The organism is Chitinophaga silvisoli (genome assembly GCF_003412465.1).
Taxonomy (GTDB): Bacteria; Bacteroidota; Bacteroidia; order Chitinophagales; family Chitinophagaceae; genus Chitinophaga; species Chitinophaga silvisoli.
Genome location: NZ_QTJV01000001.1, coordinates 1,187,575 through 1,213,792, shown reverse-complemented (window position 1 = coordinate 1,213,792; position 26,218 = coordinate 1,187,575). Strand labels below are relative to the sequence as shown.

General features: G+C 42.2%; 24 protein-coding genes. 11 read left to right on the top strand and 13 right to left on the bottom strand.

Annotated features, from left to right (window positions below):
- The first annotated feature begins 73 nt into the window (after nucleotides 1–73).
- Together DXN04_RS04945 and DXN04_RS04940 are read left to right on the top strand one after the other, a co-directional pair.
- Nucleotides 74–1,021: a helix-turn-helix domain-containing protein gene (locus DXN04_RS04945; RefSeq protein ID WP_116852171.1), complete on the top strand. Its 948-nt coding sequence runs from the start codon at nucleotides 74–76 to the stop codon at nucleotides 1,019–1,021.
- A 252-nt stretch (nucleotides 1,022–1,273) separates the two neighbouring features.
- Complete coding sequence (locus DXN04_RS04940; protein ID WP_116852170.1) at nucleotides 1,274–2,941, top strand: peptidase associated/transthyretin-like domain-containing protein; 1,668 nt, start codon at nucleotides 1,274–1,276, stop codon at nucleotides 2,939–2,941.
- A gap of 10 nt (nucleotides 2,942–2,951) precedes the next feature.
- Here DXN04_RS04940 and DXN04_RS04935 read toward each other — a convergent pair whose 3' ends face one another.
- Together DXN04_RS04935 and DXN04_RS04930 are read right to left on the bottom strand one after the other, a co-directional pair.
- Nucleotides 2,952–3,935 (bottom strand): FecR domain-containing protein, encoded by a 984-nt coding sequence (locus DXN04_RS04935; protein ID WP_116852169.1) that lies wholly within the window; start codon nucleotides 3,933–3,935, stop codon nucleotides 2,952–2,954.
- On the bottom strand, nucleotides 3,932–4,489 hold the full coding sequence (locus tag DXN04_RS04930) for an RNA polymerase sigma-70 factor (protein ID WP_116852168.1): 558 nt from the start codon (nucleotides 4,487–4,489) through the stop codon (nucleotides 3,932–3,934). The genes DXN04_RS04935 and DXN04_RS04930 overlap by 4 nt, the downstream gene beginning before the upstream one ends.
- 669 nt (nucleotides 4,490–5,158) lie before the next feature.
- Between DXN04_RS04930 and DXN04_RS04925 the strand changes: the two genes are divergently transcribed.
- Complete coding sequence (locus tag DXN04_RS04925; protein ID WP_116852167.1) at nucleotides 5,159–5,440, top strand: RNA recognition motif domain-containing protein; 282 nt, start codon at nucleotides 5,159–5,161, stop codon at nucleotides 5,438–5,440.
- A gap of 590 nt (nucleotides 5,441–6,030) precedes the next feature.
- The gene (locus DXN04_RS04920) at nucleotides 6,031–6,480 is read left to right on the top strand and encodes a cold shock domain-containing protein (RefSeq protein ID WP_116852166.1); all 450 of its coding nucleotides are present in this window, start codon (nucleotides 6,031–6,033) and stop codon (nucleotides 6,478–6,480) included.
- Between the two features lie 296 nt (nucleotides 6,481–6,776).
- Here the strand turns inward: DXN04_RS04920 and DXN04_RS04915 are convergent, their stop codons facing one another.
- The 3 genes from DXN04_RS04915 to DXN04_RS04905 all read right to left on the bottom strand — a co-directional run bounded on the left by DXN04_RS04915 (nucleotide 6,777) and on the right by DXN04_RS04905 (nucleotide 10,275).
- Entirely contained in the window at nucleotides 6,777–7,511 is a 735-nt protein-coding gene (locus tag DXN04_RS04915; RefSeq protein ID WP_116852165.1) for an acyl-CoA desaturase, read from the bottom strand.
- 164 nt (nucleotides 7,512–7,675) lie between these two features.
- Nucleotides 7,676–9,355: an acetylxylan esterase gene (locus DXN04_RS04910; protein ID WP_116852164.1), complete on the bottom strand. Its 1,680-nt coding sequence runs from the start codon at nucleotides 9,353–9,355 to the stop codon at nucleotides 7,676–7,678.
- A 215-nt stretch (nucleotides 9,356–9,570) separates the two neighbouring features.
- Entirely contained in the window at nucleotides 9,571–10,275 is a 705-nt protein-coding gene (locus DXN04_RS04905) for a hypothetical protein (RefSeq protein WP_116852163.1), read from the bottom strand.
- Nucleotides 10,276–10,355: 80 nt separating this feature from the next.
- On the opposite strand from DXN04_RS04905, the gene DXN04_RS04900 reads away from it, so the two are divergent.
- A complete protein-coding gene (locus tag DXN04_RS04900) occupies nucleotides 10,356–11,231 on the top strand; it encodes a helix-turn-helix domain-containing protein (protein ID WP_116852162.1) in 876 nt (291 codons plus the stop codon).
- An 84-nt stretch (nucleotides 11,232–11,315) separates the two neighbouring features.
- Nucleotides 11,316–12,092: an alpha/beta fold hydrolase gene (locus DXN04_RS04895; RefSeq protein WP_116852161.1), complete on the top strand. Its 777-nt coding sequence runs from the start codon at nucleotides 11,316–11,318 to the stop codon at nucleotides 12,090–12,092.
- Nucleotides 12,093–12,204: 112 nt separating this feature from the next.
- On the opposite strand, the gene DXN04_RS04890 is transcribed toward DXN04_RS04895, so the two are convergent.
- Nucleotides 12,205–13,683 carry a hypothetical protein gene (locus tag DXN04_RS04890; protein ID WP_116852160.1) on the bottom strand — a complete coding sequence of 493 codons (1,479 nt, stop codon included), beginning with the start codon at nucleotides 13,681–13,683 and terminating at the stop codon, nucleotides 12,205–12,207.
- A 129-nt stretch (nucleotides 13,684–13,812) separates the two neighbouring features.
- Here DXN04_RS04890 and yiaA point away from each other — a divergent pair, with 129 nt between their 5' ends.
- Nucleotides 13,813–14,280, top strand: coding sequence for an inner membrane protein YiaA (gene yiaA, locus DXN04_RS04885; protein WP_116852159.1), 468 nt, complete (start codon nucleotides 13,813–13,815; stop codon nucleotides 14,278–14,280).
- Nucleotides 14,281–14,472: 192 nt separating this feature from the next.
- On the top strand, nucleotides 14,473–15,153 hold the full coding sequence (locus tag DXN04_RS04880; protein ID WP_116852158.1) for a DNA alkylation repair protein: 681 nt from the start codon (nucleotides 14,473–14,475) through the stop codon (nucleotides 15,151–15,153).
- Here the strand turns inward: DXN04_RS04880 and DXN04_RS04875 are convergent.
- From DXN04_RS04875 to DXN04_RS04860, 4 genes are all read right to left on the bottom strand, one after another.
- Entirely contained in the window at nucleotides 15,140–15,826 is a 687-nt protein-coding gene (locus DXN04_RS04875; protein ID WP_116852157.1) for a hypothetical protein, read from the bottom strand. The two genes, DXN04_RS04880 and DXN04_RS04875, sit on opposite strands and share 14 nt — an antisense overlap.
- Nucleotides 15,823–16,059: a hypothetical protein gene (locus DXN04_RS04870; RefSeq protein ID WP_116852156.1), complete on the bottom strand. Its 237-nt coding sequence runs from the start codon at nucleotides 16,057–16,059 to the stop codon at nucleotides 15,823–15,825. Before DXN04_RS04870 ends, DXN04_RS04875 begins: the two co-directional genes overlap by 4 nt.
- Before the next feature lie 172 nt (nucleotides 16,060–16,231).
- Nucleotides 16,232–17,284, bottom strand: coding sequence for a hypothetical protein (locus DXN04_RS04865; protein WP_116852155.1), 1,053 nt, complete (start codon nucleotides 17,282–17,284; stop codon nucleotides 16,232–16,234).
- Nucleotides 17,285–17,424: 140 nt separating this feature from the next.
- A complete protein-coding gene (locus DXN04_RS04860; protein ID WP_116852154.1) occupies nucleotides 17,425–17,979 on the bottom strand; it encodes a hypothetical protein in 555 nt (184 codons plus the stop codon).
- Between the two features lie 230 nt (nucleotides 17,980–18,209).
- Here DXN04_RS04860 and DXN04_RS04855 point away from each other — a divergent pair, with 230 nt between their 5' ends.
- The gene (locus DXN04_RS04855; protein ID WP_116852153.1) at nucleotides 18,210–20,483 is read left to right on the top strand and encodes a GH92 family glycosyl hydrolase; all 2,274 of its coding nucleotides are present in this window, start codon (nucleotides 18,210–18,212) and stop codon (nucleotides 20,481–20,483) included.
- Between the two features lie 167 nt (nucleotides 20,484–20,650).
- Nucleotides 20,651–22,099, top strand: a complete 1,449-nt coding sequence (locus DXN04_RS04850) for an amidohydrolase family protein (protein WP_116852152.1) — start codon at nucleotides 20,651–20,653, stop codon at nucleotides 22,097–22,099.
- On the opposite strand, the gene DXN04_RS04845 is transcribed toward DXN04_RS04850, so the two are convergent.
- Together DXN04_RS04845 and DXN04_RS04840 are read right to left on the bottom strand one after the other, a co-directional pair.
- Complete coding sequence (locus DXN04_RS04845; protein ID WP_116852151.1) at nucleotides 22,092–23,213, bottom strand: acyltransferase family protein; 1,122 nt, start codon at nucleotides 23,211–23,213, stop codon at nucleotides 22,092–22,094. The genes DXN04_RS04850 and DXN04_RS04845 overlap by 8 nt on opposite strands.
- A gap of 87 nt (nucleotides 23,214–23,300) precedes the next feature.
- On the bottom strand, nucleotides 23,301–24,197 hold the full coding sequence (locus DXN04_RS04840; RefSeq protein WP_116852150.1) for a LytR/AlgR family response regulator transcription factor: 897 nt from the start codon (nucleotides 24,195–24,197) through the stop codon (nucleotides 23,301–23,303).
- A 295-nt stretch (nucleotides 24,198–24,492) separates the two neighbouring features.
- On the opposite strand from DXN04_RS04840, the gene DXN04_RS04835 reads away from it, so the two are divergent.
- Complete coding sequence (locus DXN04_RS04835) at nucleotides 24,493–25,245, top strand: hypothetical protein (protein WP_116852149.1); 753 nt, start codon at nucleotides 24,493–24,495, stop codon at nucleotides 25,243–25,245.
- 37 nt (nucleotides 25,246–25,282) lie between these two features.
- Here the strand turns inward: DXN04_RS04835 and DXN04_RS04830 are convergent, their stop codons facing one another.
- Nucleotides 25,283–26,218 (bottom strand): toll/interleukin-1 receptor domain-containing protein, encoded by a 936-nt coding sequence (locus tag DXN04_RS04830; RefSeq protein ID WP_116852148.1) that lies wholly within the window; start codon nucleotides 26,216–26,218, stop codon nucleotides 25,283–25,285.

Here is a 26,218-nt window from a genome sequence, read left to right as displayed (position 1 = left end):
TTTGTTTTACACAAAAGTATTTATAGCTTCATGCATAAAATAGCCCGATAACGAGTAAAAATAGTCCACTAAAATGAAGCAGGAGAGTCCCAAAGAACTAATGTTTAGCCTTGCTTCCAGGATTGGCATGCCGCTTAACATGAGCACGGCTGCACTGGACAGGCTGGGTTTACGTAAAATTCAGGTAATAGATCTCTTACCGGATATGTTAATTATGATTCGCTCTGTATTAGCAAAAGAGGATTTTAGTTTTGAACGCAATCCCATTACAATTATTAAAAATGGATTATTGATTTCATTCCAGAACGTCTTTGATGACAGGGGAGCTGGCACCAATGATGGTCTTCAGCATGAACGGGCACATGTGCGTATTTCACCCTTACACCTGGCAAGTACCGTGAGCTTTTCGAAAGAAGTGCAGTTGAGACAGATCACCATTCTTATTGACATGAATTTTTTGAAACAATTTCTTGGTAAGGACGAAGCAAGGTTCCATTATCTTTTTGACCTCGAACGAACTTTCTGGATCGAAGAATTTATGTCGCCTGAAATTGCGACGCTGGTTGATGAAGTATTAAGCGTTAATGAATCGATTTTGTTGCCGGATTTCTTTTATAAACACAAATGCATGGGGATGATTTATTATCTATTTAGAAATCTATCCAGAAGAGCAGCTATTTCATATCAGCAAATGAATGTAATTGAGATCGATGGTATTTACAAAGTCAGGAATGCAATGGCCAACTCTTTGCAGCAATCAATACCCATCCCGCAACTGGTAAAGTTAAGTGGCATGAACGAGCAAAAACTTCGTAAACTATTTGTACAGGTATTTGGTAAAGGTCTTTTTGACTATCATCAACATATCCGCATATTAGAGGCGGCGAGATTGCTGAAAGATGAAAAGCTATCAGTTTCCGAAGTCGGTTACCGTCTTGGATTTAGTAATCTCAGTTATTTCGGGCGACTATTTGAAAAACACATGGGCATGAAGCCAAAGAAATGGAGTGGCAAATCTTAGCTTCCTTTTAAAAACGTGATGCCAGAACATTACTGTCCCTTACCTCAATACCACCTTTAAATCTAAAAAAAACATAAATGAAGTAAGGGTAAAAGGCCTTATAGGTGTTATAAGGTGCAGCCTATCCTGGTTAGAATATGGTTCAGATTAAAAAATATGACATACTTGATGAGCATCTGCAAAAAAAGATCATTAAATACCTTTTTAATTTTCATAATTGCTTATCTCCCATTATCAGCGCAAAACAACCTGATGAAAGGAGTTACTATAGAGGAGCAAAAGCAAGTGCCGGTCGCACACCTGCTGGAAAAGATCTCCGATAAACAGAACTTCTCCTTTGCTTATAATAATAAAATAATTCCTGCAGACAGCCTGGTATCTTTACCCGCTTACAGCGGCCCCCTGTTGGATTTACTGGAAAAAATACTGGGAGAGAATTATGAGTTTAAAGAAGTTCCGGGATATGTAGTACTCAGATTCGCGCCCCGTAAATTATTCATTATTGCCGAAGCTTACAAAAACGGGGCAAAAACCATCATAAAAGGGAATGTAAGTGATGTTGCCGATGCAAAAGCAATCATGCAGGCCAGTGTATACGAGAGAAATCAACTGTTATCAACATTTACTGACGACCAGGGATATTTTGAACTGAAATTAAAAAATCATATCGGACCTATATTAATTACGGTAAGTAAAGAAGATTATCGCGATACTTCAACATATATTCTGCCTGATATTATTGTCAATGAAAAAAGCGCCATCAAAAATTATAAATACTACCCGGACAATATCCCAGGCAACGATGTAGAACATAACCGGTTCGCACGCATTTTCATCAGCTCAAAACAACTACTGCAAGGATTAAACCTCGGCAACTTTTTTGCTTACAGCCCTTACCAGATTTCCCTTACCCCCGGCCTTAGCACCCACGGGTTGTATAACAGCCAGGTGATTGATCATTTGTCCTTAAACTTACTAGGCGGTTATACCGCCGGAATAGACGGCCTTGAACTGGCAGGTCTTTTTAATATCAATCGAAAAGATATGCGTTCTACGCAGATGGCAGGCGTTTTTAATTTTGTCGGCGGCAGTGCCAGAGGTGTACAATTTGCAGGTGTTTATAACCGCGTGTTAAACCATATCAGTGGGTTGCAGCTCGCAGGATTAGCAAATAAAACGTCTTATTTTGACAGCGGATTGCAAATGGCCAGCCTGGCTAATATAAGCCAAAGGGCAAATGGCGTACATATCGCCGGACTAATCAATACCACTGTCAGCAGTAAGGGACTTACAATGGCCGGACTCACCAATATTGCCAGGGATAGCAGCAAGATTCAAATCGCCGGATTGATAAATAAAAGTGGATATGTTTCTGCCTTACAGGCTGGCGGTCTTTTAAACATCGCCAAAAAAGTAAGAGGTTTCCAGGTTGGCCTTATCAACTTCGCGGATACCAGTGACTTTTCTCTTGGCATTATCAATATTATTAAAAATGGAGAAAAAAGCATAGGAATAAGTATTGATGAATCCTTTTTCACCCATGCCGATTTTCGTTCCGGCGGCAGGGTATTATATGGATTAATTGGTTTGGGCTATCAGTCTTCCCCTGAAAAAAAACAATACTTGCTCAATGTAGGAATCGGAGCTCACATTATCAACGACAATAGGTTTACCTTAAAAACTGAATATATTACAACGCTCAACCAAAATTATCACGCCAGTTCCATCAGGCTGCTTCCAGGTTATAAGTTAAATAAACATTGGGGCTTATTTGCCGGACCATATATCATTATGGCATCGGCTGATAAGAATGCCGGATTTATAACCAATGGCTGGATTTTGAAAAGATCTTTTACAAACGCACAGATCAATACGACATATGTTGGTATTACAGGCGGTATATTGTTTCGCTGGTTTTAAAGCGGTACTATTATTTTATAATATAAGTACCTCCTGACTTTTGCACCTGCATATGAGGTGTAGTCAGTCCGATCACGTTCAATATATTTTCCAGCGAATCCTGGAGCCTGATGTTAACCGTAATAGGTGTGTTACGCAAAGCTTCATTCTCAATTTTAATATCAGCGCCATAAGCTTCGTTCAATACATCTACCAATCGCCATAATGGCGTTTTGTTGGCGGAGAAGTTATTGCTCGTATAGTAATTATACAGTTCATTACTGTTCCTCTGCACCTTCAAACCTTTATCACCCATATTGATACTTACCATCTGCTGCGCACTTAGCTGTACTGTAGCTTCATTCTTAATTACTTTCACAATCCCGCTCCCCACAATCACCTCGATATGATGCCCCCTGTTCTTTATGTTAAAAGTAGTACCTATGTCCCGTACACTAACATCTTCCACCTGTACAGTAAATGGAACCGCATCATCATGTTTAACGTTAAAGAATGCCTCACCGGTAAGTTTGACCTCCCGTTTTGAAGTGAAATTACCAGGATAGGCAATTGTCGACTTTTTATTGATATGTACGATAGACCCATCAGGCAAAGTATCTACCCGTACCTGGTTGTCAGCCCTCAGGGTCACCCAATCAACAGATGAACCACTTTTACGGCTAAATAAATAAGTAAGCGTTCCTGCTCCTATTAATAGGAGTACGGCGGCAGCTATACTGAACCATTTTGAATATACCTGCTCCGGGAGAAGCTCGACTGGTTGATTGAGTACAGGCCCCCTTTTACTTTTAAATCTTACCCATGCTTCCCTTTCATCCACAGGACTAAACTGCGCCAGGCGTTTGCTCGTTTCAAGGATGCGGCTTATTTCATCTAGTTTTTTGGCATTAGCGCTATGGCTAGCTGCCCAGGCCTCAACTTCAAATATTTCGTCAGGACTTCCTTCGCCAAGCAAGTACCTGATCAATAGTTCTTCGCTCATATGCTGTTTCATGACCGGAAAATATTAAATAGCATTAGTGTAATAACTGGTAAAAATTCCTTTAATTCTCTTCTCAATATCTTTAATGCCTTGCTCATTTGTGTTTCAACCGTCTTTATAGAAATGTTCAATTGCTTAGCGATATCCTGGTATTTTAATTCCTCGAAACGACTCAGCTGAAATATGGCCCGGCATTTTTCTGGCAATTTGCTTAAAGCTCTATGTAAATGCAACTCCAACTCGCTCATATTTATTTTTTGAGCAGTATCATCGGTTTGCTTTTTTATGGAAATAACAGTTGTAGTTTGGTATTTAAGCTGAACCTTTTGCCCCCTTATATAATTGAGGCAACTATGGTAAACTGATTTATATAAATAAGATTTAATTGCAGGCCTGACCTGTACAGCCTCATCCCTTTCCCATAGCTTAAGAAACATGGCTTGCACAATTTCTTCCGCAACATCCCAATCCTTCAATAAAGAGAAAGCATAGGCATGCAACTCCCTGAAATACTTTTTGAACAGTTGCTCAAAAACGGCCTCGTTGTCGATGAACAAATCGTCCATTTCTTTATTATTAATTCATTAAACATGGTCAATGTAAGCAGATTCGCCGGAAAAAATATCTGAAACCATCATGCTACCGATCTTGCTAAAGACAACCGCATTATTCGCTACATAACTGCCGACCGTCTTTTGGAAGTGAACCGGATGCGCTGTCCGGTGCATGGTGGTTTTAAGTGCTGAAAGATATAAATAGCACTACCCCCTTTATTATCCCCGGGACACAGCTGTGTTGATACGATTTGATATTCATGCTGGGTATTTATTGTTTATACCAGTAAAAACACGCTATAAAAATTTTACCCCTACTCGTTTTAAAAAAAATTATTTTCCCCTTACTATGTCTTTAAAATATTTAAAAGAGAAGTATAATTGCCCTAAGCGGAGATGATACATATCCGGCATTGCCATAGAAGTTGATTCGAAGATTTTTCAAAATCATTGATGTATGGTACAAAAAGAAAAACAAAAGCGCTGGTTGCTTCAACAGAGACATCCACATATAAATATTAGTGAATAATTAATTTATTAGGTAGAGTAATGAATAAGCCATACCTTTATTGTGAATATAGTTTGAGTTTACGGCAAAAGTAACCTAGTTTCCTTTACAGCCTTCTTTTTTACCTCCGGCGTTACCTCATTCAATCTTTTACAAATAAATAATTATATACTATGGATATCTATGTGTCCAATCTGAGTCCTTTTGTCGTTAAAGAGGACCTTAACAACCATTTTTCCAAATATGGTATTGTAGGCTCAGCAAATGTCATTGTTGATAAATTCACCAATCGGAGCAGAGGCTTTGGCTTTGTTAACATGCCAGATGATACCGAAGCTGAAAGAGCCATCAAAGAAATGAACGGTTCATTAATTGATGGGAAAACAATTGCAGTCAGTCAAGCTAAACCCAGAGAGGAAAAGCCTGCCAGAACTGCTTACAATGACCGTTGGTAACTGGAATAAAATACTTACGGGAAAAGTTACCGTTTCCCTTTTCCCGTAAGTAAATTCCCTGATACTACTTCATGCAACAATTACGAAAGGTTATTTGGCAGTACTTATTATAAATGAGCTGAGCACACTAAATTCATCTCCTGAATCAATCTCTCACTATTTAAAGCCATGCTTTATTCCTATAGTATTATTTGTGCCTGATAGCGTATCTTATCATCACACATCCGGGCTAACTTTTACATGAGAATAAATTTCATCCTTAAATAAATGTTTGCATTATTTAAGATGCCGGGTGATGGTCTTACAAAAAAGGTATCAGAAGTCTGAACGAATCTCTCTTCTTTATCCTACTGCTCGTCAATATGACACGCTATAAAGTAGGAAGCCAAATTTAAACAGTATACGTTCCATTGTAACTGGCAATTCATTTTCCTTTTGAAAAGAATAAGTGCTGAAATGTTAATCCAATTATGAAAGTAAAGCATTTGGATGCCTGCTATTATAAATGCTATATTTTCTTTGTACCAAAAGGATGATGACCCTGGATACATAAATTAATAAATTATGGAACTTCAATAAAATCAGAAACTATGGGAGAAACTTCTTCGAAGAAAGAATTCAGAAGTAAGAAAGCTAAATTAAAAGAGGATAAGGCACAAAAAGCGAAAAATCGGAAGATCAATAATAATAAAGGTAAAGGTCTTGATGATATGTTAGCATATGTTGATGAAAATGGTAATCTCAGCTCAACACCACCTAAAGAATCCAGGAAGGTTGAAATTGATTCAAAGGATATTCGCATTGATACGACATCCAAACCTACAGAAGATCTAACCAGAAATGGGAAAATCACGTTTTTCAACCAGGCTAAAGGATTTGGATTTATTACTGATGACAAGTCCAATGATAGAATATTCTTCCATATAAACGATTTATTAGAATCGGTGAAAGAACATGAATCTGTTGTATATATCCTGGATAAAAATGCCAAGGGTTACTTTGCAACATCTGTTAAAAAAAGAAGGAGTTCTAATAATTAAGAACCAAAATCTGGAAATACAAACATTTCCAAATTCAAGCATCCGATAGAATGATATTTAAACTTAAATATTATTTTACCGGTTTTTTTATTTTTAAAATGGCAAATTTCCGCACGAACATATCATTTTTGCCCCAACCATTCCCCACTGCCTGAAAGATAAAATCTTTAATCAATAGAAATACAATCTATGCACCAGGAAAAACACTGAATTGCACCTGAATTATTCTGATGAAACAGGATTTTGTTTTGTGAACATGTTCTCAAACAAAATCCTGTTTTTCAATAAAGCTTACCTTAAGCTGGTACTTTCACTATCCTGACGATCTTCAAATATGCCAGTAAACGAATCGCATAATATATAGGATCAATTTCAAACCAGCGACAGCCAAAATTAACAGAAGCCGGACGCTTGTGGTGATTATTGTGGTAAGACTCTCCTAACATCAATACATCCACAAACAATAAATTCATGGAAGTATTCTTTAACTTAAAATTGATATACCCATACTTATGCGCAAACCAGTTAACAATCGCACCATGAAAAGCTCCCATTGAAATGACAATTGGCAGAAGCAAATATTGCCATGGGGTTGTCGCAAAAATTGCAAAGAACAGGATATATAATGCTACCCACATCAATCTTGAAAACCCGCTGTTTGCAAAACGATCAAACTTCTCCCAGGAAGGAAGATTCCTGGTATAACGATCCTCTATATCTATTTTTTGATGCAAAATATTCTGATACACCGTTCTTGTATGCCACATCATTGCAAAAATATTATCCGAATTTGATGGAGAATGAGGATCAAGGGGTGTATCTGTATGTGCATGATGCAACCTATGCATGATACCATAGGCCCTGGGACTCATATATGATGATCCCTGCGTAATATATGTAACAATAAAAAAGAACCGTTCCCATGCTTTGCTCATTGTAAAAGAACCATGCGCAGCATACCTATGCTGGAAAAAGGTTTGAGAAAACAATGACAGGTACCAGATTGAAATGAAAAAAATAAAAATAACCATATTTGAAGTTGCTTATAAGGCGCGGGAAATAAATCTCAAATATGTTGCTAGATAGATGGAAATATGAAACACATGCCAGTGAAGTAATATGGTGAAGGTAATCTTTTTAATGTTAAGGAAATGGTAATGATACAGAAGAACTGGTAATTTAATAATAACTAAATTCAAAATCCCAACTCCCTCTTCAAAAACCTTCTCAGTTCCCCATATATCCCCGACTCCGCCAAATGACTATCCCCAGGATAGACCCTGTACTCCTTCTCTGTCTTCATCTCATTATAAGCACCAAACCCCACCCTCGAAGGACAATCATCATCCATCAACCCGGTCGCATAAAACGTCTTCGCCCTGATCAACCCGGCAAAATTCTTCACATCAATTAAGTCCTGCACCTCCAACGCTTTCTCAAATGAACAAGGATGATTATAATACTTCAGATAAGCCTGCAACTCCTCCACACATATCTTCCTCACCCTGATCTGATCACGGATATCACAGGGAAAAGGATCAAAATAAGCACACGCCTTCAGCTTTTCAGGTAGCAAGCCCGCCGTAGCCAGCGTCAGTCCCCCACCCTGACTACCTCCCATCACCCCGATCCGGTTCGAATCTATCTCCGGCCGATGACACAAAAACTGTACAGCCCTCACACAATCCAGGTAAATGGAACGATACGCTATTTCCTCCTTATCATATAACTTATAGCCCCATATCCCAGGAATATCGAAACCCGGATTAAACACATCCGCACTTATTCCATGCCCCCGCACACATAACGCTAGTTCAGCCACATCCTCCTTACTATCCATAAACCCCTGCAGGTTTTCAAATCCATATCCATAACCCGGCAAGTGAAGAATAGCCGGATACCTGCCTGGTTTTGACGGCACAAAATAATATCCCCTGATGACCACATTCCCTACAGACCTAAAACTGATTATATAAGCATCCCGCTGCCCGCTACTCAGGCTATCATTCTTCACTATGCTAAAATCAGGGACAACACCGTTCAACTCCCCTAATGAATGCCGCCAATATTCTTTAAATCCTACCGGCTCCCTGGTAGCCGCCCTTATAGCCTCCGGTTTTACAGCAAACCATTGAACATCTCCACTGTAGCCACTCCCCTTTTGAATAAGCACACATTTATAAAATCCCGGTTTACTTACAGGAAGTTTAACAAGCTTCACTCCCTGCTCTAACAACAATTGCTTTTTATACAATGTATCGTGATAATCATTTATTACAAAAATGTCTACTTTCCCTTCACTCACACTGCGGATAGAAAGCGCAGGCAATTTATCCGTATAAACATGATCACTCTTATCAAGCATTATAACCAGCTCTTCCCTCAGTTCCCTATCACCTTTCGTTAGTATACAACGATTGTAACTCTTCCCCCCGGTATATGACAGCTTATCCGCTATTATCGTAATCCTGTTCCGCCGTCCAGGCAGCAACTCCCGCTTTGTAAGATTCACCTTATGTACTGCAAGCCTGTTAGTCCAAAACTGGTTAGCTAAATTACCGGCTACCCATATACCGTTTACGTACACACTTTTAACATCACACTGTAAGCCTATCTGCAAACAAAAAACACTATCCATCCACTCCACCGGCACCTCAAAATCAGTATATAACTTACAGGTCCCCTGTCTGCTAAAATACCCCTGCCGCTCCCACGATTCAAGTAGATTCACCTGCATCGCATGCAGGTTTACAGCTGTATCCGGTTTGCCAACAGTGGTATCTCTAAAACTAATCTTCCATAATAAAGGTAAAAGATTCTGCCCCTTAGCTGTTATACTGCCTAAGCAAAATAAAAAGCATATCAGTAATCTCATTTGGGTATGGGTTTTATAATTAAGCGATAGTTAAGCAGGGCTTAATATAAGTAGATTAAAGAAAACGCATCAGGGATTTATATCAGTGCGGGCAAGCATCATTCTCCACAATCTTATGGACAATTAATGATTCTCATCATTCATCACACTATTTTTGGAGCTGTCCAACACCCTTCTTTTTAGTATAAGGTTTTCCTTTATTAGTTCACTGCAAATTATTGATACCTGACTACCCCAATCTGATCACCAAATATATCCAGGTAGCCCTTATTATTTCCGAAGAAAATAACGTAATGATTCTCTTTTGTCTGAATAACTTCAGCCCTATAAGACCAAAAACTTTCATTAGCAACCAGGCCAATATTAACAAACTTATTCCCTTCAATTTTTGAAATATAGGTATTCTTAAAGTCCGTAGTAATATGGTATAATTCCCCTTCATATGGAAAACTTACCAATATTAATACTCCCATAGTATCCAGGACCTGCTTACGACCTTTAGTGGAGCCCGCCTCAATATTTCCCCCCTTCCCGATTGTTGGTTTACCTGGTTTTAAAACCTGCAAAGCTGCCGGATTATCAATCTGGATTACTTCCGAAAATCCACTCAGGTGTAAAAGGGTATTACTAACAATATATTTGCCATTCATTTTGTTCACGATAACAGGGCAGGTCGCACCGCAATAATATGCTATTCCCGTTTTTTTGTTCTTAAAAATAACAATCCCTCCAAATTCCCCCATGCACGTTTTCTGTACTACATAATCCTCATCTTCATAGAAATTTGGATTTGCGCTCTTAAACCGCCCACCATTGTTTTCTTTTATAACAGTTTGCTGCACTTTAAAAATATCCTTTGATTGCGCTAATACATGGAAATAAGCAATAAACAGAAATAGAATCAGGTATAGCCGTTTCATAAAATGTTATTTAAAATAAGAAATGTACTCCTCCCTCTGTAAAATACTTAAATTTGCCCCAATCAGAACGCTCCCCATAAATGGCCGCTTCAAAGAAAATAAAAAGCCTCCAATTCGACAACAAACTGCCCATCGGTATTGAAATCATACCGGTTAATAAACGCTACATTGAAGAAAGCCTCCACCTCACCACTCCTCACCGCGCCTCTTTTTATTGCGTATTATGGGTGATTGATGGCATGCCCACCCATTTGATCGATTTTGTACCCATAACCATCTCTCCCGATAGCTTTCTTTTTGTAGCAAAAGACCGTATACAATTCTTTGACCAGACCACCTCCTTCAAATCAAAAGTATTACTCTTTACGGATGCATCCCTCGGTGAAAATCCACAATTCCTATTCAGGACACCGCTATTTACCACCTTTGATAGCAGTAAACATTGCATTCTAAAAGCTTCTTCCCAATTAAAAGAGTATTGGCATATGATTGAACGGGAATGCACCACTCCTGGTGATAAACACCAGCCACTGCTCCTGAAAAATCACCTCTCCAATTTCTTGCTACAGGCCGAACGGGAATTACATGCAGGCCTGCCACCGGAAGATGGTACCAGCCCCCATCAGGAAATCTTTTATCAGTTCAGAACACTCCTGGAAACTCATTTCAGAAAACAAGCACCCGTTACCTTCTACGCAAACCAGCTTAATATATCCGGGAAAGTCCTCGCCCATGCGACAGAAAAACTTTCCGGGAAAACACCCAAACAATTAATAAACGAAAGAGTGCTGCTCGAAGCCAAACGCTTACTTATCTATGAAAAAGAAGCCGGGAAAAACATCGGATATACCCTGGGCTTCCTGGATCCGACTAACTTTGCAAAGTTCTTCCGTAAACACACCGGTGAAACACCTGCCAACTTCCGCAAACACCATTATCCGGGCAAAGGGCAATAATTTACCATCGAATGGGAATTTTATACCTTTCCTACCTATACCAGTATCAGGACCTTTGAGCTGTCAATAAAAAAACAGATCAATATGTATTACCAGGTCAACGATGTTAAATTATTTGTAAGACAGGATGGAGAAAGAAATCCCGCTATTATATTCTTACATTTTTGGGGAGGTTCTTCCAGGACATGGGAGCCAGTCACTCACCTGTTAAAAGCAGATTACCACTGTATCCGGATCGACCTCCGTGGATGGGGTGCCTCTGATAAGCCACAAACAGGCTACGATATTTCATCTATGGCAGAGGATGTCTTATTACTTATCCAGGAACTGCAACTGGACAATTACATCTTAGCAGGCCACTCCATGGGCGGGAAAATTGCCCAGGCCATTGCTGCCCAAAAACCGGAAGCATTAAAAAAGCTCATCCTGGTGGCGCCATCGCCAGCAGTGCCCACCCTATTGCCGGATGAAATGGTGAAAGGTATGCTGCAGGCATATACCAGTATTGATAACATTCAATTTACCATCGATCATGTATTCGAAGCCCCAGATCTGTCTCCTGATTTGAGGAGGGTGGTTGTTGAAGACATGCAACAGCACAATACAGCTTCCCTTACGGCGTGGCCAGGCAAAGCAATGAACGAAGATGTTTCCGCCGGATTATCTGGCATTAAGATACCAACATTGGTGATTGCCGGAGGCAATGATAAAGTAGATCCTCCCGCAAGACTGGCGGAAGATGTAGTAGCCAGAATAGCAAATGCCAGGATGGTAGTAATTCCTGGTGCAGGACACCTCTCTATGCTGCAGGCTCCCGAAAAGGTAGCTGCGCTGATCAAGGAATTCGTGCGTGAAGTCTAAGATGATGGGGTTGTATCAAAAGTAAATTTCCGGGAATGTAATCCGGATCAATGATGGAGAGGAGTGCCTTATTGAATGCCAAGCCATCCAATTACTTTTGATACAACCTCATTTATTTCCCTATCAGCTCCAACACAATTGCATACGCCGTCTTCCTCTCCCACTTCGCTATCAACCATCCAATAAAACTCAATGAAAAGATATCATGATCCACCATATCCCAAACCGCCTTTTGGTACCCAATTTCAAAAACCACATCAGGCTTTTGCAAATACTTTTCAAACAACTTCAGGTATAGTAATACCCGCTCCTCTGAAGTCTGCTGCAGATACTTCTTATAACGCCGTTTAAAACTACTTAACCTGGACAAAGCAAGCTCAATGTTAGAAAACTGCGCATGCACCAAAATCTCCATCAGGTTCTTTCGAATTGTCCACAACATCCCCATCTTCTTTTCATACCAGGCATCCGTACGTGTCAACAAAGCCAGCTGCTTTAAACATCGCTTATCATTACACAACGCTAAAAACATTGTCAGGCAGATCCGTAAATCCTCCACATCCTCCGGCTTTGCCGTTGGCTTCGCATTCCCCAGCGATTCCTGCACCATCGAAATCGCCTCATCCGCAAAACCCGTAAAGAACAAATTGAGTGCAGCAAGTAACTGGTGACGTAAATAAAACAGTGCATGATACCGGCTATCCGTCAGCATCAACTCCATCATTTCCTGAAGATATGCGGTACTCTTTGCAAAATCCTTCCGCCTCAGGTGAAAGTTAGCCAACAAATATAAAATGGAGATGTGGTAATACAGGTTAGCCTGTTTCTTATGCCCCTGCTCCTGTATAAACCGGTTCGTACGATTAATATAGCGCGTTATTAATCCGTAATTCTGCTGGATGGCCGCATATTCATTCGCCAGGAAAAGGATCTGGTAAATGGACTTGTAAGTCATGAGTTCATCAGCCGCAATCTTGTATTTCCGGATGGTCCTTATCATCAGGGAGCTCAGATTTACAATCTTCCCTTTCAGGTGGATCGCCTGCAGTTCCTGCCTCAAATAAGCATACGCCATATTCAGCTTGGCTTCACGCTGCATTTGCGCCTGGTTTAGCAGGAATCGGCCTGTCAATACTTCGAGATCCTCAGCCCCCGGCAGATGCGAATATTGTAACTTTAACAACAAAAGCTCATTCAACAAATTAAACTGCTCCGACTCTTCGGCCAGTCGCTCTGCCTTATCCAGGCATTTAAATGCCACCCTGACCACATCATTTTCTAACAAAAACCTGCTCACCACCAGCAGGCGTAGCGCATCGTAAGTGTCAGAATGCGTGCTTTCAAAGGTTTTCCGGGATAAGAACAGCAACAGACTATCCTGCAATCTTTTACGCAAAGCATGATAGGCATCCTTATTTACCTCGGATTCATAAAGCCTGTTTAGCCCTTTTATATCGTCAGTTTCAATTAAATCAAATAATACGATATTTTTCACATCGGACCGCTTGTTCTTCCGTTGTAAAAATTGCCTAAATTGTTGTTTTTCAATATTATTAAGCAGGTTAACCAGGTCCAGGAGCGCATCTTTCATACAAGTAAAATGTAACACAAAGGTACAAAACCGGTCAAATTATATCGTCAGTTAATTAGGCATTTTACCTTTTTTGAATCTCTTTTCCGGCCGACATTTGTTTCATATTAATCACACAAACAAAAGAATATGGAACCGCTACAAAACAGAACTGAAGAAAACTTATCTAACATAAAACGTGGTGAAAGCACCAGGCATCCCTTCAAACCTACCGGGGCATTTATAGGAGCTTCCTGGTTTGCCTTATTAATAGGCTGCGTAAGCTATTGCATTGGATTATGGAATGCCAGCATGCAGCTAAACGAAAAAGGTTACTATCTCACCATCCTCTTATTCGGCATGTTCTCTGTCGTCTCCGTGCAAAAAAGCGTCAGGGACAGGGCTGAAGGAATCGCTGTTACAGACCTTTATTACGGCATCAGTTGGTTTGCCACCATTGCTGCCATGTTACTGCTCACAATCGGTCTCTGGAATGCAAATATGGCCCTGAGTGAGAAAGGCTTTTATGCCATGGCATTCTGCCTGAGCATGTTTGCCGCCATTGCCGTTCAAAAGAATACCCGCGACGCAAAACTGGCCGAGACAAAAGAATTGTAACGTAGCGGTTACAGCCCCGCAGTCCCTTGCTTGCAAGCCTGCGGGGTTTTTAAGCCATTGACTGTACTCTTCCCAGCATCCCTGCAGGCCCGCCAGGAAGCGGTTGGAATGCAGAGATGAAATAAAAAGTGAAAGAGCATATAAAAAGAGAATTGAGTACTTTTAGCAGCAAATCCTGCTCAACCTGATCACATGGACACCTCCGAAATCATAGACCTGCTCAAAGAAGCTGCTGATCCTACCCATCATGCAGGCATGCGGCGTTTCGGAATTGACAATGAAAAAGCCCTGGGCGTTAAAATCCCCGAAGTCAGGAAACTCGCCAAACTCATTAAAAAAAACCATGAACTGGCCCTCCGCTTATGGGATACCCAAATACACGAGGCCAGGATCCTCGCATCCCTGATTGCCGATCCCAAACTGGTTACCCCTGAGTTAATCGATAGCTGGACAAAGGATTTTAGCAGCTGGGATGTATGCGACCAGACCTGCGGCAACCTGTTTGACCGCACTCCTTTCGCTATAGAGAAAGCCATGGAGTTCAGCAGGCATGAGGAAGAATTTGTAAAACGCGCCGGCTTTGTGCTCATGGCTACATTAGCTGTGCATGATAAAAAATCGGGAGATAAAACATTTACCCAATTCTTCCCGGTCATAGAACGGGAGGCATGGGATCATCGGAACTTTGTAAAGAAAGCTGTTAACTGGGCATTACGCCAGATAGGTAAGCGCAACCACACCCTGCATCCATTAGCCATACAATGTGCAGAACGTATTTTATTGCAGGAGAGTAAAGCTGCCAGGTGGATTGCAACGGATGCTTTGAGGGAATTGACATCCATCAGCCCAACGCATAAATTTAAGAACCGGTAGCTAACTGCTGTACGGTAGCCTTATATGCAGGTGTGGAAGAAATCAATGTATAACCATGCCAGGCCTCATTTTCATCCAGGGCAATCCAGGTCTTCCACCTGTTATATTCCGGTAGTTTTAATCCACACTTCTCCACTGCCTTCCTCGCAAATATATTATACCGCACCTTGTTCAGTGTATAATCAGTGCCATAACCCATATCGGCCCATATCAGGGTTTTCCCTGCATATCCTTTCTCTAAAATCTGTTCCAGCTCCCAAAGCAAGGAATCAGAACTATCCGGCCTGTAAATGATCAATACACTTTGCTCCATGTAATCCAATACTGCAGGCTTCCACTGGTCATCATCAAAATACCTGCGGTCAAACCCGATCTCAGGAATCTCCTCATGGGGTTTTCCTATGGTTACCAGATGCGCCTTCAAACGCAATAAAATATTGGCTAACTCCAATTCTACAGGCCAGAGATTTAAATGTTGAAATACATCCAGGCCCCCTGCCTGAATCCCCTTGCCATCAAATAAGAAAGACCTTAAATAGAGAATCTTTTTATATCCTTCCCTATCCGTATGAGTCGTGGGCAGCATCCCCCGATTACAACGCTTCCGCATCAGGGCTCCTACTACAATCAAGAGCGTAATACCCGAATAAAGCAGATAAAATCCCGGGCTCATTGTACCCTGGATTTTACAGATAACACCATCAATAAACTAAAAAAAGATATCAGCGTCGCAATTCCAAACAGGACGATCCGCCAGATTTGATTATTCGCCGACCGCCGCAATGCGACCTGCTCCTCTGGCTCAGTCACTGCATCTGCAATTTCCAGCAGCTTTTCTCTTTTCTTATAAAAAGAAATAGTGCTGAATAAATTAATGGCCAGGCAAATACAAATCGCTAGAAACATAGTAATTCGTTATGGGGTAAATAATCGTAAGTAAATGGGGGCTTCAAAAGAATCAGTGCCTACAAAGTTCCCGAATTTATATACCAATAGCAATACAAACTAGTTTGTATTTTTTATACTCCCCGGCTACTTATAAAACAACAAAGCGAAAGCCATGGCCTTCGCTTTATCCTTAATTTTTCTTCATCATTTCCTGCAGCTCCCGGATCATTTTCTGCTGCTCTATTATATACAAAGTCAGCTCCTCCACTTTCTGTAACAATTTCTGATTGATCGCTCCCACATCCACACCTTTCTCCGCCACCTCTGCCGCCGTTGGCATCCCCGGCAAATGTTTGTTCTCTTTCACAAAACGCTCCACCTCAGTCAGCGAAGCTAACTCATAATCCTTCTCAAATACAAAATCAGGCCAGCTACCAAAATTTTTGACCGTCATCTTCGTCGCTATCATACTACCGTTCACCGCAAGCTTATATCCTTTTGTATTGACAGTGCCTATCCCAACACTCCCATCCCCCTTTACTGCCATCAGGTTATTCCCATAACTATTTACCATGAAAATATTGTTGGTGCTAAGCCTGGAACTATTCTTAGACCTGCCATCCAATACAATCGCACCAGCCACCGTATCAGCAGCCGTTGGCGTAAGATCCTCAGCCTCCCCGATCATCATCAACCCATATGGTCTCGTCGTAGCATAGCTTTTCCCATGTATTGCCGGGATATAAGCGCCTCCAATCTGGGTACCATTTTCTATCTGCAAATATCCTAAACTCTCTGCCAAATTCGTTTGGGTGAATTTCGCAATTACTGTACCCTGTGGCGTGTTTACCTGGAATCTGGCAGATGGACTGCTCACACCCAAACCCAGCATCCCTGTGTGAGAAAGCCGCATTGCCTCAACGGTACCACTATCCGTCCGTACAAAGAATTTCATGGCACTCAGGCGGTTGCCTGACACCATTCTCTCTGATTCTATCCTGCCTACTTCCGTACCGGACACGTTAAATTTCAGGGCACCCACCGTACCCAGTACATCCCTTTTTTGTGAAAATTGAAGAATGGATGTTGAACTGGAAGAACTATCGGATATTTCCAGTTTAGCAGCGGGAGAAATTGTACCAATACCTGCATTTCCGCTGGCAGGGAAAGTATTGGTCTGAGCGTTTACGTAGACTGTCACCAATGCAAGGCTAACAATCAGGGTTGATGTCTTAAGTAACATTAAATTAATTTTTATTTCACGGGTATAAATTCAGCGGCAAATTACCCAATGAAATCTGTAACTGGAAGCATCTCCCAATAATTATCTAATGTTTATCTGCTAAAAGCCGGAGATTTTAATCCCCGGCCTTCAAAAAAAGATTACTGACAAACCGGTGTCACTACCAGCAATGTCAAAGGCACCTGCCTGTATTTCTTAAATGCATCAAAAGTCAATTCCGCAGGCAAATCCTGGAAGAACCTTTCATCCGCCTGAAGTGATACATTGTCCTTTTTAATTTTGAAGAAAATCTTGCTATACTCCTTTTTCACCAACACCTCTTCATTCTTCTCAAACAGGTCGCCAATTGTTGTACCAACTGCATACCCGCTCGTCGTAATTACTTTAGCTGAATTGGTTGATAAACGCATCACCTTACCAGAACTGAGATCGGATGTCTCCAACAGCAGGTAAGAACTATCCTTCAATACAGCCTTTACATAATACCACTTCCCTTTTTCATAATCCGTACTGCTGGTATCCACCCTGGCAGGTGTAAGTGCTTTTATCACTTCCCCGATATTACACAAGGAAGTAGTTCCTAATTGTTTGTCTGTGATGACAAGCCCGTCTTTCTTAACAGGTGTCTTGCTCTGGCTACTGTTACAGGCAGTAAAACATAACATGGAAATGGCCAGGTAATAGCATAATTTCATAGTTCTTTAATGTTAGTAAGTCACTAACCTAATGGTAAATATTAGTAATATCTATGTTTCTCGTCAGTCCAAAGGCAGACTTTCGTTTGCCCCTTGAATATTCCCCCGGATAAGACCAGCAAAATTATTCCCCTCCTGTTAGAAAAAAAGAAAAGACCACCCTATCTTGTACAGGGCTTCCTTTACGGCAAGACCATAATTATGCCCTTCCGAAGCAAAAAATATACGTTATGAGGCGGATTTTACTCTCATTTGCAGTCATTGCTGCATTTTTTCAATATACATCAGCACAGGCACCACGCTATTCCTCCGTGGACCCTTTCATTGGTGCAGGTGGTGATGGACATATCTTTGTAGGTCCATCTGCCCCCTTCGGAATGGTCAAACCAGGTCCGGATTGTAAAGGACATAGCAACAGCGGTTACAATGCTGATAAGAAAGTACCCCTCCTGGGATTCAGCCAGACACACGTCAGCGGTACCGGCGGCGGCCCCAAATATGGGAATATACAGGTCATGCCCTTCTCGGGCGACTTTGACTCCATCTACCAGGAATCCGCCAGGGGTGAAGAGATCGCGAAAGCAGGATACTACAGCATCATGCTGGAGAAATGGAAGATCAAAGCAGAACTGACTACGGCAGACAGAGCCTCCTTTTACCGCTTTGTATTCTCCCAAAAAGGTAACAAGGCAGTGAAAGTAGATGCCGGCTTCTTCCTGGGCGAACCGGTTAAACCCGACCCAGATGCCCGTGAAGCACAGCAGTTTGTCGGATCTGAAGTGACCGTAGTAAGCAATAATGAAATCAGGGGATACACCCGCATCCGGGGAGGCTGGAATAACGGTATGGCCTATACAGTATATTTCTGCGCAGTCTTTGACCATCCTTTTAATCACTTTTCTACCTGGAAGAACAAACAATTATTCCCTGGAAAAAATACCCAATTCGACTCAGGCGACAAAACGGGTGCCATCGCTTACTTTGATAATACTGCCGGAGATACCATCCAGCTAAAAATCGGCATTTCATTTATCAGCACAGAGAAAGCCCGGTATAATCTTGACCAGGAAATAGCTGATTTTCAGTTTAACAAAGTACTGCAATCGACGCAGCAGAAATGGGAGCAACTGTTAAACAGGATAGAAATTGATAACACCGCCACTCAGGAACAAAAGATTATGTTCTATACAGGCCTCTATCATACCATGCTGATGCCTGTTGACAGAAGCTGGGAGAATCCTTTATGGATCTCTGATGAGCCTTATTATGATGATTTCTATGCTATCTGGGATACCTTCCGCTCCTCCAATCCCTTACTTACACTCATCAGTCCCTCAAGAGAAGTGAGCATTGTCAATTCCCTGCTCAATATCTATCACCGGGATGGATATATGCCTGATGCCCGTAGTGGTAACTACAACGGCCGTACACAGGGAGGCTCCAATGCAGACGTGCTCATTGCAGATGCCTATGTAAAAGGATTACAGGGTATTGATTACAACCAGGGCTTACAGGCTATGCTAAAAAACGCCGACGTACCGCCCGGTGGCATTGAAGAAAAAGAAGGCCGGGGAGGATTGGCTGACTACAATACCCTGGGCTATGTGTCCACCCGCTTTCCCAGGGCCGGTACCCGTACCGTGGAATATGCGTATAATGATTATTGTATTGCTACCCTGGCAAAAGGTCTGCAGCTGGATCGCCTGTACGACAGGTTCATAAAGCAGTCTGATAACTGGCAGAACTTATGGAGACCCTATGACGATCATGGGGCCAATGGGTTTATACTTCCAAAAGATCCCAATGGCAGATGGGTAGATACCATTGATTGTATTGTGCTGAATGCCCCTGTCAAACAGATGCAATACAATCCCCTGGCTGTAGACTATCCAAACTGTGTATGCTGGTGGTGCGCCTTCTTCTATGAAGCCAGTTCATGGGAATACTCCCTGTATGTACCTCATGATGTAAAAACCCTGATTAGGAAAAGTGGCGGTGAGGACGCTTTCAGGAAAAGACTGGATACTTTCTTTATGAAGAAATACTATAACGTTTCCAATGAGCCTTCATTCCTCACACCTAACCTCTACCACTGGATAGGCAGACCAGATCTGAGTTCTACCAGGATCCATCAAATTATCGATAGCAGTTACAATACCTCTGCCGCCGGTTTACCCGGGAATGATGATTCCGGTGCCATGTCTTCCTGGCTGGATTTTCATATGATGGGATTATTTCCAAATGCAGGTCAGTCCTATTACCTGATCAATGCTCCCTATTTTAGTAAGACAGTGATTCACCAGGAAAACGGGAAGGACTTCGCTATTGTGGCACATCATCTTTCAAAAAAGAACAGCTACATTCAGTCAGCGAAGCTGAATGGTGTAAACTATGATAAATCCTGGCTGGAGCACCAGGACATTGTAAACGGAGGCGAACTGGTTTTGGAAATGGGGGATAAACCGGGTACCTGGGGTACACAGGTGAGACCACCTTCAAAATAATACAAAATAAGAGCTTGTACCAAAAGTAGTTTGATGACATTTATTCAAAATTCATTGAGACTGCCCATATTCCTGGAAGTAACCACTACATGAACTCCGCGGTCCAGGTTAGTTTTTCCGGTGTTACTTTATTTAAACTACCTTAGCAGCAATCTACCCCCTTTGAAATGAAAACTTTACATAAGTATCACCTACTGTTATTACTGTTTTTGGCTATCCTGGCATTCACCGAACTCCCTCAGCAATATCGCACTACCGAAGAGGTAAATGAATACTTTGAGCAGATAAGAAATAATCCTCCTATGCTGACTGCATTCTTTACAGCCATGCCCAAAGGAGGAGATCTGCATCATCATTACTCAGGTGCCATCTATGGGGAAACTTACTGGGCTATCTTAACAGAAAGCAATGGCTGGATCAACCCACATACATTAATGACGGATACAGCAGGTGCCCAACACAAAGCTCCCTGGAAACATCTCTCTGAGCTGGGTTCAGACTCGCTTAAACAGGCCTATTTACGTAAGATTTCTGTCAAGGATTACAATGAACTTTCCGGCCCGGGCGATCAGCATTTCTTTTCCACCTTTGCTGGTTTTTCTCCGGTAGCAAGCTACGACATCCCCCGGGGTTTGCAGGAATTCAAACAAAGAGCCATTGCAGAAAACGTATCTTATATTGAAACAATCATGGGAGCACCGGATACGGCTATCCGCCTATCCGCAGCTGCCATGTGGGAAAAGTCAATGACCGGGGCCCGCTTATCAGACAGTGCAGCTGTCAGCGATACCCTCGAAAAAGTATATGCGGCGCTGATTAAAAACGGCATCACCAATGCTGTTGCAAAATTCTGCCGTAGACAGGACCTGATTCACCAACAGGCTGCTGTTGACGACAGCGTATTCACACTACGTTACCAGTTGTCGGCCAACAGGAATGCTTCACCTATCAGCGTGTACAGGAAACTGCTCACTGCCTTTCAGGCAGCAAGTATGGATTCACTGATTGTAGGCGTGAACCTGGTTTCACCGGAAGACGGCGAAGTCTCTATGCGGGATTATACGCTGCATATGATGATGCTTGCTCACCTGCACCGGCACTATCCGCAGGTCAGGTATTCCCTGCATGCCGGCGAACTGGCTGCAGGTATGGTACGCCCTGAACTGCTTCGTTATCATATTAGTCAGGCAGTGATGATAGCAGGTGCCCAACGCATTGGCCACGGTGTGGATATCTCCCATGAGGCGCAATGCCTGCAGCTCCTGGATACGATGGCACAGCGTAAAGTCGCAGTAGAGATCAACTTAAGCAGCAATGAATTTATCTTACATGTGAAGAATGAAGCTCATCCCCTGCTCATGTATTATACACATCATGTACCGCTTGTAATCAGCACAGATGATCCGGCGGTGTTACGTACTGATTTAACAGAACAATATGTATTATTAGCCACCCGGTATCCATCGCTGCGGTATGTGGAGATCAAAGCCCTGGTCAGAAACAGTATTGTTTATAGCTTTTTACCACCAGCATTGAAAGAGCAGAAATTGCAGCAATTGGATAAAGCATTTTATGAGTTTGAAGCAGCGCTAATGAAAAGAATGAACGCTAAATAATTCTTTTCACAAGAGGGATTCTTACAATCAAAGCGCCCAGTAAAAAACTACCTGCCACTGTAAAGGGTGCGATCAGCAGGAATTTATAGGCAGGGTCAATGGCCAGGTTTCTAACAGCCATTGACAGTGATATCACTACCAGGGGATGGAAAATATAGACTGCAAAAGCGGAACGGGATAAGCCCCGGAGCCGGTTTGATTTTCCATTCCAGAACTTTCTGCCATGCACCAATAAGGCCGTCAGGATAGAAATCCCTATCCATTGTTCCCATACCGCATACAAGAGTGACTCCCAATGAAATCCCCCTGAAAACCACTCAGCGGGTACCTGTAGTTTATTCCTGATAAGTATAAATACCGGGAAGCACAGCAGGCAAATACAGGCTGACCACGTCAACTGTTTACCAGTACGATCAGATAACTGTTCAAACCAGTTATTCCGGAAAGCCACGATGCCCACGATAAACAAAGCGATATATTGGGGGAAATGCCCTAACTGGAAGCCCACTGGTTCCAGTTCCCAGCCCACCGGAAAAATAATCCGGGTCAGGAAACTGAATACCCCCAGCACCAACGCAAAGATCAAAATGACACCTGTACCAGGTACCTGTACATATGGCGTTTTAAAAAACCTGCTGCCTGCCACATATATCAATGTAAAGTCTAATAATGCAGCCACAAACCACATCACCCCAAAACTGACCCAGCTGTGATAGCCACCCAGGTATTGCAGGATGCTAATATGATGTTCCTGTGCAAAATAATATACGAGGTAGCTATATAATGGAGAGAGAACTATAGAATAAAACAATAGCGGAACACCTAAGCGAAGCAGCCGGTCCGCTATAAATTTGCGGGGACCTTTCCGTTCTAAAGAACCAACAGTGAAGTATGCTGCCAGCAGGAAAAAGAACCCCATAAAAAAGGACTGGTTAATACATACAAACAGCAGCATGGGCATAATGGCTGCTTTGATGGAACTGCTTTCTATATAATACCAGCCACCCGTACCACTGTAAGTAATGACCGTGTGATGCAGGATAACCAGGACGGTCAGCAATATCCTGATGTTATCAATGTAAAAAAGCTTTTTTTCCCCGGATAAAGACGGCATAATTAAATCAGTTGTCTTGTGTTAAAATAATCAATATCACAAAACTACAACTGCAAAACGCTTTACCATAGCGAATGTTACCGGTAACTAAGGATTGTGACGGGCAACAAGCTTTGTCCGTAATTCCTCACAGCGGCTGTTGAAATTTTGCAGCTGTGCCCTTGAAACCGGTACCGTGGATTCAGTGTTATTAAATGCCAGCAGGTATCCCTGGGAGTTGCCGGATACTTTTTCTATATGCAGGATGTTGACTAAACTGGTACGGTGACAACGGAAGAACTGTGGATAAGCTGATAACTGGGATTCAAAGCGGGTCAGGGAAATCCGTTTCAGTTCAGTATTAACCTGCTCATTATCAATGGTGGTCAGTTGAATGTAGTTCCCATCAGCCTTTGCAAAAAGTAAATGATTGATATCCAGGCTAAAATCGTCCTGTTTGACCTGTGTCCGGATAAAGATCCGGGATGCAGTACCCCCAGCTTTCAAAGGGGTAAACTGAAGAACGAAGGGATCTCCCTTTTTAGATTCATAATAAAATCCGGCTAGTCGCAAAATGAAATAAAAGAAGATGCCACTTACCAGGCAGTTCCGGATTTCCACCAAAAAATAATGGATGGACCAGTTGAGGGCATTCTGGTAAATGAGGTCCCGCATCAGGAAACTGGCGACACCTATTATCAGCAGCATAATCAGGATGTGCCGGTATTCTGTAAGTAATGTCCAGCTTTTGCCGGCGCTGAAATGGTAAAGGGTTTGAAAGTAAATATATACGATCAGCGCCGGCGACAGGGCGTGCAGCGCACATATGAAGAAGTAATTCATTTTATGCTCCGGTGTATACACACCAAATGGCTCAAACACCAATAGGAACAGCAGGAGCATCCCGAAAATGATAGCAGCAGTTCTGAAAAGGTGCCTGGGTTTATATCGGGCCGGATAGTCAATTTCTTTCAGTAAATGGTGCCGGTTAATGTAGACTTCCATGGAAATAAAAGGCCTTTATGCCCGGATAAAATTACAGGGAATTCTGGTAAAAAGTAGGCGGCTTTGTGTGACTGTAATTGTACCGGGATGATTCCTGGCTAACAACACCCCCATACCAGGGAAAGAAAACATCTTTTTGAAGCTTCCTGATCAACTTGCACAGGGTCAATGGCTTAGGAATTGCTGACCGAAAGCTGGTCTATCTTGAAAATATTAAAATCCCCACATCTTTTGGTGAGCCTATAACACATGAAAATAATCCACTATATTACAAGTCCCTATACAATGTATCAACATGACAAAACAAGAAGTAGAACTCATCCTCATCAAAGTTTCTTCAGGCGGGCAGGATGCCCTTTATATGAAAATCTATAAAAACGGCACTACCTGCAGGTATGGTGTTGGCGGATTGCCGCAGATCCGGACTTCAGGCATGAGCTTTTTTAATGATCCAAGGTTCTTTGATCCCTTGCTTGCAATGATCCCTGACCAGGTCCTGGAAGCACCTGTTATGTATGAAGAGGCGACACCTAACGGTGACCTGGAATATGTCATTGCCTTTTATGGGGTATCCAGGAATGGAGAGACAGGTGAAGGCGCGGATTGGGCTAAGTCAACAGGGCTAAGGTTGAAGGTAGACAGGCAGACAAAATTCAGCGATCCTGTTTTGCCGCTTATAGATACCCTTACGACGGCGGCCATAGAACTGACGAATGAGTGGTATTTTGATATCATGATCAATGCCGGGTATAAGATGTTGAGTTCTACCATGCCGAAGGAGACGATTGTGAGTCATCCCAGGACGCAGACGGAGATTAATCAGGATTTTCAGCATTATATTGACCAGATGAAGTCAGGTTCGAAAAACTGGAAAATGGCGGATTTTGATAAAGGTAAGGTGTATGAGCGGGACGGTAGGACCTTCAAGGGAGTGGTGAGGGAAACGGACGAGAGTTTTGCTATACATTTTTATCCGAATAAGATGGAGACAGAGGGTAATATTAATGAGGTGCCGGCTGAGGAGAAGCCGTGGTGGAAGGTATGGTAACGAGGTAGCGTCTCAGTGGGGAGACGCTGCTTATGTTTCACTCACGACCAGGGTTCTTCTTAAAAATGATCTTTATCTTTTTAAGCGCACGTGGTGTAGGCAATCCGCTATCAAAAAAGTTATTTAGCCATTGCTTATCCTGCGCTAACTGCGCAGTCGTTTTTTCAGGTAATACATCCATCTCCTCCAGCAGCAGCTGATCCCCACCCTGGCCATTACAATGGATCATCCCCGCCAACTGCCACTCCTTCACTAACCAATTCTCTATCTCCTTCTCCTTTCTCATAGACTCTCCCAATAGCATATACTCCTGAAAATCCGCCGCCGGAAAATCAGGATGCAACCAGGCAGCCGTATTCCCCGATGCCCCGGGCAACACACGTACCCTCCCATATTCATAAGGCACCCACCTCGATTTCCCGGCATCAATGGTCATACATGCAATCACATGGGTACAATTGATCAACGCCATTTCAATGATACATGCAATCAGCAACTGGTAAGATGTACTTTTGTTATTGATTGCCGGTAAACTGCCAAGCACTGGATCCAGTACATCCACCCAAAATGCAAATTTGTTTTTATTCGCCAATCGGGCTATTCTCAATGCATAATTTTTATCCGCCCGTTGATGCGAGATGAATAACCTGGGACATTTATTTACAGGAATAGTAGGATAGTTTGATTTCAGTCGCGCGAGGAGCAGCATGAGGATCAGTTCTTCCGTAGACCTTTCCGCATACCAGCCTTCAGGTTGTACAGCACCAACACCAGGGCTTAATTCAAAGAGTTCATCCAGGGTTAATTGTCTCAGTTCCTGCTCAATTCCTACATTCCTTTCTCCCAATGAAAATAATCGCAGGACCCTTGCAATCAACTCATCCCACTCTTTCGCACCATTCAGATCCGTATTTACGTTAAAACGCAAATTCAATAATCCCTCTTCATGGGCATATGATAAATAATTCGACAT

Excerpts from the sequence above, each read along its gene's own strand:
- DXN04_RS04945 (WP_116852171.1), top strand. The coding sequence starts at position 74 with ATGAAGCAGGAGAGTCCCAAAGAACTAATGTTTAGCCTTGCTTCCAGG.
- DXN04_RS04940 (WP_116852170.1), top strand. The coding sequence starts at position 1,274 with ATGAAAGGAGTTACTATAGAGGAGCAAAAGCAAGTGCCGGTCGCACAC.
- DXN04_RS04935 (WP_116852169.1), bottom strand. The coding sequence starts at position 3,935 with ATGAAACAGCATATGAGCGAAGAACTATTGATCAGGTACTTGCTTGGC.
- DXN04_RS04930 (WP_116852168.1), bottom strand. The coding sequence starts at position 4,489 with ATGGACGATTTGTTCATCGACAACGAGGCCGTTTTTGAGCAACTGTTC.
- DXN04_RS04925 (WP_116852167.1), top strand. The coding sequence starts at position 5,159 with ATGGATATCTATGTGTCCAATCTGAGTCCTTTTGTCGTTAAAGAGGAC.
- DXN04_RS04920 (WP_116852166.1), top strand. The coding sequence starts at position 6,031 with ATGGGAGAAACTTCTTCGAAGAAAGAATTCAGAAGTAAGAAAGCTAAA.
- DXN04_RS04915 (WP_116852165.1), bottom strand. The coding sequence starts at position 7,511 with ATGGTTATTTTTATTTTTTTCATTTCAATCTGGTACCTGTCATTGTTT.
- DXN04_RS04910 (WP_116852164.1), bottom strand. The coding sequence starts at position 9,355 with ATGAGATTACTGATATGCTTTTTATTTTGCTTAGGCAGTATAACAGCT.
- DXN04_RS04905 (WP_116852163.1), bottom strand. The coding sequence starts at position 10,275 with ATGAAACGGCTATACCTGATTCTATTTCTGTTTATTGCTTATTTCCAT.
- DXN04_RS04900 (WP_116852162.1), top strand. The coding sequence starts at position 10,356 with ATGGCCGCTTCAAAGAAAATAAAAAGCCTCCAATTCGACAACAAACTG.
- DXN04_RS04895 (WP_116852161.1), top strand. The coding sequence starts at position 11,316 with ATGTATTACCAGGTCAACGATGTTAAATTATTTGTAAGACAGGATGGA.
- DXN04_RS04890 (WP_116852160.1), bottom strand. The coding sequence starts at position 13,683 with ATGAAAGATGCGCTCCTGGACCTGGTTAACCTGCTTAATAATATTGAA.
- yiaA (WP_116852159.1), top strand. The coding sequence starts at position 13,813 with ATGGAACCGCTACAAAACAGAACTGAAGAAAACTTATCTAACATAAAA.
- DXN04_RS04880 (WP_116852158.1), top strand. The coding sequence starts at position 14,473 with ATGGACACCTCCGAAATCATAGACCTGCTCAAAGAAGCTGCTGATCCT.
- DXN04_RS04875 (WP_116852157.1), bottom strand. The coding sequence starts at position 15,826 with ATGAGCCCGGGATTTTATCTGCTTTATTCGGGTATTACGCTCTTGATT.
- DXN04_RS04870 (WP_116852156.1), bottom strand. The coding sequence starts at position 16,059 with ATGTTTCTAGCGATTTGTATTTGCCTGGCCATTAATTTATTCAGCACT.
- DXN04_RS04865 (WP_116852155.1), bottom strand. The coding sequence starts at position 17,284 with ATGTTACTTAAGACATCAACCCTGATTGTTAGCCTTGCATTGGTGACA.
- DXN04_RS04860 (WP_116852154.1), bottom strand. The coding sequence starts at position 17,979 with ATGAAATTATGCTATTACCTGGCCATTTCCATGTTATGTTTTACTGCC.
- DXN04_RS04855 (WP_116852153.1), top strand. The coding sequence starts at position 18,210 with ATGAGGCGGATTTTACTCTCATTTGCAGTCATTGCTGCATTTTTTCAA.
- DXN04_RS04850 (WP_116852152.1), top strand. The coding sequence starts at position 20,651 with ATGAAAACTTTACATAAGTATCACCTACTGTTATTACTGTTTTTGGCT.
- DXN04_RS04845 (WP_116852151.1), bottom strand. The coding sequence starts at position 23,213 with ATGCCGTCTTTATCCGGGGAAAAAAAGCTTTTTTACATTGATAACATC.
- DXN04_RS04840 (WP_116852150.1), bottom strand. The coding sequence starts at position 24,197 with ATGGAAGTCTACATTAACCGGCACCATTTACTGAAAGAAATTGACTAT.
- DXN04_RS04835 (WP_116852149.1), top strand. The coding sequence starts at position 24,493 with ATGACAAAACAAGAAGTAGAACTCATCCTCATCAAAGTTTCTTCAGGC.
- DXN04_RS04830 (WP_116852148.1), bottom strand. The coding sequence starts at position 26,218 with ATGTCGAATTATTTATCATATGCCCATGAAGAGGGATTATTGAATTTG.